This is a genomic window from Bartonella sp. AP150HLJHH (assembly GCF_042196385.1).
Classification (GTDB): Bacteria; Pseudomonadota; Alphaproteobacteria; order Rhizobiales; family Rhizobiaceae; genus Bartonella.
The window spans coordinates 1-4,644 of record NZ_JBHIQC010000059.1; the positions used below are offsets into that span (position 1 = coordinate 1).

A 4,644-nucleotide genomic window follows, 5' to 3' on the forward strand; every position below is an offset into this window, starting at 1 on the left:
CAAGATTTGGTAGTGATGATGATTATTTTCGTGATGAGTATGAGGATGTTGCGTAAATAAAATAGCAGGTGCGGGGGCGCCTGCTTTCAGAGAGCAATGTAAAAACAAAGGTATTAAAATTTCCATTAAACTCAATAAAACATGGAACATAACTGAAATTATAGGTGTTGGAAATGCTCAATCATGATGATATCGAAAGTGTTGAATTTTGTTTTACTGTAAATGGTAAAAAAATAAAATTTGATAAAGAGACTAATGATAAATTAAAGGAAAATATAGATTGGGAGAAATTTTTATCGCAATTATTCGTTGATAAAGAATAATAAGCCCTCTGGGACAAATGCATGTATTTTATAGGGGATATAAAAATGCCAAAAATTTTTATTGTATATAATAATCATACTATTTTAGAACAAACTGAACGTATTCTTTTTAAGCTTGGATTGGAACCATACGTTCTGAAATTTGGTAGTGATGATTTAACTACTATTGATGATTTTAAACAAGAAATTAGTATGCAAACTAATTCTCCAAAATTTGGTATTGTGTTACTTACTCCCGATGAGATTGGCTATGCAAAATCTGCTGATAAAAAAGACGCACAACCGCGCGCTAATAAAAATGTTATTTTTAAAATGGGTATGTTGTTTCCTATAATTTCTTGCAGAAATATTGCTATTTTAAAACAACGAGATGTTGAAGTGCCTTCAGATTATGAAGGGATTAATTACATTCCTTTTAATGAACACGTAAAAGAGACTCTCCCAAAACTTATTGAACTATTAAACACAGCCGGATTCAATTTAGATATACTTAACAACTGAATTTTTTTTTGCATGAAGTATACGCACAGTGTCATTTGAAGCGTCATAAATTGCAATATCAGAAAAAACGATCATTTTTTATGAACGAAAATTGTATATTTAATTCCTATTTTTTCTATGCAATAATATATCAGTTTTAATCAAAAATAACCTTTTTACTGAAAATGCCAAAATTTTATGCTTATTTACGTGTTTCTCGTGATGGACAAGATACAGAAAATCAAAAATTTGGATTGTTAGAATATGCTAATAAAAATGGCTTTGCTCCACTTTATATTGAGGAAGAAATTGCAAGTAGAGGAAAAGATTGGCGTAAGCGTAAACTTGGTGCTTTAATTGAAAAAGCTGAATGTGGTGATGTTTTACTCACACCGGAGTTTTCTCGTATAGCTGGTTCTTCTCTTGCTGTTTTAGAAATTCTCAAAGCAGCCAGTGAACGTGGTTTAATTGTGCATATAACGAAACAAAACCTTATCATGGATGGAAGTTTACAAAGCGATATCATTGCAAACGTATTGGGTATGGTATCACAAATTGAACGGCATTTAATTCAAACACGCACAAAAGAAGCCTTAAATGTTGCTCGTCAACGAGGAATAAAACTAGGACGTCCAAAAGGAAGTAAAGCTACGCAATTAAAGCTGGACAATCATATTGATGAAATTCAAGCATTTATAAATGTTGGTTTATCACAGAGCCGTATTGCTAAGACATTAGGAGTTAGTGTGAACACCTTACGTTTATTTATTGAACGTAAAAACATCAAGCTTACAAAAATAAAGCCTATCATTACCATGCCAAGAACATTGGAAAATTAAGATAAACTGCGCCAAGTTGATAGTTCTTTTCCATGATGTGATGCATTGAAGTATGTTTATTATTTACGTACAAAATACGTAATAAATAAATGATATTTATTTATTATTTATTCACTAAATAAGGAATATATTAATACCTGTAATCACTATGTGTTCAACAAAAGGTGGTGCTGGAAAATCCATATCCATATCTATAGCTTATTCTTTTATAGGTATTAGCTCACTCATTAAGAAAGGAGTTTTACTGATTTCCCGTTTTTCTTTAACAGGTCGATTGCTAATTTATCAAACGAAACAAATATCTCGCCACCTAGCCAATTACCTTCATAAGCTATAATTCCATCAGCAAAATCACCACCAGCCTCTAGAATAGCAAGACCTGCTTCAACAGCTGGTCTATTCATTACTATATTACTGGTTGCTAGCAGATCGCGTAACATTCCAGCTACATCTTCTTTTGATAGTCTTGCACCTCGTCGAAGTATCCAAACAAGTTCGCATAGACAAGGTAGAGAAATAGCTATGAGAGAAGCTTCTCTTAAAATCTTACTTGCTACCTCCCCTTGCTTTTTATCATCTTGTAAAACAGCACGAGCTAGAACATTTGTATCTACAGAAATCTTCATTTTTTCCCAGCCCAACTAGAAGCTGTAATTTCGTTCATTTCTTCAATGGTTAGAGGTTTTTTTAGTTTTCCAGAAAATCGTCCAATAAAGCTCTCAATAGTGCTTGTAGGCTGTGACGCTTTTATACGAAGTTCACCACCTGGTAACTTATCAAAGTTAATCTTCTCACCTGGTTTAACACCAAGGTGCTGTAGTAAATCCCGCTTTAGCGTAATTTGTCCTTTTGCTGTAACTGTTAATGAAGACATAAAAAATTCCTCTTACTATATAATTATCTAATATATATAAAAGTAATGTAAAAATCAATTACTCACAAGAAACGAAATTGTGAAATAAACTCGTTTGCATACTGGAATGTGCACACCCGATTATACCTGATTTGAAATTAACAAGATATAAATATTTATTACGTATTTTGTACGTAAATAATAAATATTTACAAAATAAATAATAATTATTTATAGTTTTAATAAATACGTAATAAATAAATGTTATTTATTTAGTGTTTATTCATTGAATAAGGAATATCTTAATGCCTGTAATTACTATGTGTTCAACAAAAGGTGGTGTTGGAAAATCCACAATGGCATTAGTATTAGCTAACGTTTTTGCTAAAGCCGGATCTAAGGTGAAATTAATTGATGCAGACCCAAATCAACCACTTGTGACATGGATGAAAAGATCTGTAGATACAATGCCCAAAAATATAGAAGTTTCTGGAGACATTACAGAACAGAATATTGTTTCTTGCATTGATGATGCTGTAGAACAGTTTCCATTTGTTATTGTTGACCTTGAAGGTTCTGCTAATCTTGCGGCTTCTTTTGCTATAGGGAGAGCGGATTTAGTTTTGGTTCCTATGAGAAAAAAACAACTTGATGGAGATCAGATAGGAAAGATCATTGCTTTAATAAAACAACAGAGTCAGTTTTTTAAAAGAGAAATACCTTTTCGTATCGTATTTTCTATGACCAATACCTTAAACAGTCGCGAAGGACAGCATATAGAGAAAACGCTAGAAAAAGCTAACCTTCCTATTTTACCTGCTTCATTAACTGAAAGAGGAGCTTTTAGTGCTCTTTTTCAGATAGGGGGGTCTCTCTTTGATTTAGCATCTTCTGATGTGAATAATCCTCAAGCAGCACAAGAAAATGCAACGGTTTTTGCTAACGCTGTTGTGAAGGTATTGGATAATGAAAATTTATTAAAGGACAAAGTAGCATGACAAAAAGAGCTGAAATTGTATTACCGGATCTTCAAAATTTAAAACCGTTTACAAAAGCACAAAAAGTAGATGAACAAGAATTAGGTAAGATAGGTCAAAATAATGGTTTTACGACACGTCATAGTGTAGAAACAAAACGTGGTAGTGGACGTAGAAGACGTAGTTTAAAAACAGCACGATTAACACTTGCACTTGAACCAGAAGTAAGAGACAGTTTTTGGTCTTTAGCAGACGAACTTAATGAAGATGGTGGTGATTTTCTTAATCGTCTTATTGAAAATTACGTAAATAACAATTACACACAAAATAAACGATGATTATTTATTATTTACGTACAAAATACGTAATAAATATTTAAAATCTTCTTATGAAGAGAGAAGATAGCTGTATGTAATATAATTTTAAAAGTATTCATTCTATTCGGAAACCAACCACAAAATTGCTTTCTGTTTTTTAGGTTTTAGTTGTCTAAAACCTCTTAAAAGGCAGTATTCTTTACTGGAAATTCCTTCATCATAAGGGTATGAAATATTTCTTTTTTGTGAAAGATCTGTATAAAAAAAGGAGATATGAACATCTAGTATGTTAGCTATTTCCTGCAAGCGTCCAGCTCCTACACGATTTGAGCCTTTTTCATATTTTTGGATTTGTTGGAAGCTTACTCCTAATTTGTTTCCTAACTCTGTCTGAGAAATTCTCATGTGCTTTCTTCTAGAGCGAATTTTTTCCCCTACAGAAACGTCATTTAAATGTGGAGTTTTTTTTTGCACTTTAAATTCCCCCCTACTGGGTGCGAGCGCCCTCGCATTGGTATTCCGGGAGTTAAAAGTACTGAAGTTTGAATCAGTTTTTTGCTTTTAGTGCTTAAAGCACCTGGACATAGCAAAAACTCCCGGAATCCCGGGAAACCCACAGAGTGGGCTAATTTTTATGTTCAAACTTTAAGGCTTTTAATCCCTTATTAATCGCTGCGTATACGATTAAAACATTCGCTTACCAGTAAAGCAATTTCAGGAGATTGGCAAATAAAAATAGTTTTTATTTATAAATTTTATTTTTAATGAGAGGCTATCTGCCTCTCAAACTCTCCGGAACGCTCACCAAAATCATGACATCAGATCCGCGTTTAATGAGAGGACTAACAATCCTTG

At 32.8% G+C, this 4,644-nt stretch carries 8 protein-coding genes; 5 read left to right on the forward strand and 3 right to left on the reverse strand.

Annotated features, from left to right (window positions below; all coding sequences use genetic code 11):
• Nucleotides 1-173 precede the first annotated feature (173 nt).
• From ACFING_RS09295 to ACFING_RS09305, 3 genes are all read left to right on the forward strand, one after another.
• The gene (locus tag ACFING_RS09295) at nt 174-323 is read left to right on the forward strand and encodes a hypothetical protein (protein ID WP_375612426.1); all 150 of its coding nucleotides are present in this window, start codon (nt 174-176) and stop codon (nt 321-323) included.
• 45 nt (nt 324-368) lie between these two features.
• A complete protein-coding gene (locus tag ACFING_RS09300) occupies nt 369-824 on the forward strand; it encodes a TIR domain-containing protein (protein WP_375630646.1) in 456 nt (151 codons plus the stop codon).
• 164 nt (nt 825-988) lie between these two features.
• Entirely contained in the window at nt 989-1,642 is a 654-nt protein-coding gene (locus ACFING_RS09305) for a recombinase family protein (RefSeq protein WP_375630648.1), read from the forward strand.
• 227 nt (nt 1,643-1,869) lie between these two features.
• On the opposite strand, the gene ACFING_RS09310 is transcribed toward ACFING_RS09305, so the two are convergent.
• Both ACFING_RS09310 and ACFING_RS09315 read right to left on the reverse strand, forming a co-directional pair.
• Nucleotides 1,870-2,268, reverse strand: coding sequence for a type II toxin-antitoxin system VapC family toxin (locus ACFING_RS09310; RefSeq protein WP_375630651.1), 399 nt, complete (start codon nt 2,266-2,268; stop codon nt 1,870-1,872).
• Nucleotides 2,265-2,516, reverse strand: a complete 252-nt coding sequence (locus ACFING_RS09315; RefSeq protein ID WP_375630653.1) for an AbrB/MazE/SpoVT family DNA-binding domain-containing protein — start codon at nt 2,514-2,516, stop codon at nt 2,265-2,267. Before ACFING_RS09315 ends, ACFING_RS09310 begins: the two co-directional genes overlap by 4 nt.
• 284 nt (nt 2,517-2,800) lie before the next feature.
• On the opposite strand from ACFING_RS09315, the gene ACFING_RS09320 reads away from it, so the two are divergent.
• Together ACFING_RS09320 and ACFING_RS09325 are read left to right on the forward strand one after the other, a co-directional pair.
• Nucleotides 2,801-3,493 carry a ParA family protein gene (locus tag ACFING_RS09320; protein WP_012755131.1) on the forward strand — a complete coding sequence of 231 codons (693 nt, stop codon included), beginning with the start codon at nt 2,801-2,803 and terminating at the stop codon, nt 3,491-3,493.
• Entirely contained in the window at nt 3,490-3,810 is a 321-nt protein-coding gene (locus ACFING_RS09325) for a hypothetical protein (protein WP_375630656.1), read from the forward strand. The genes ACFING_RS09320 and ACFING_RS09325 overlap by 4 nt, the downstream gene beginning before the upstream one ends.
• A gap of 99 nt (nt 3,811-3,909) precedes the next feature.
• On the opposite strand, the gene ACFING_RS09330 is transcribed toward ACFING_RS09325, so the two are convergent.
• Nucleotides 3,910-4,263 (reverse strand): helix-turn-helix domain-containing protein, encoded by a 354-nt coding sequence (locus tag ACFING_RS09330; protein ID WP_375630657.1) that lies wholly within the window; start codon nt 4,261-4,263, stop codon nt 3,910-3,912.
• Nucleotides 4,264-4,644: the final 381 nt, after the last annotated feature.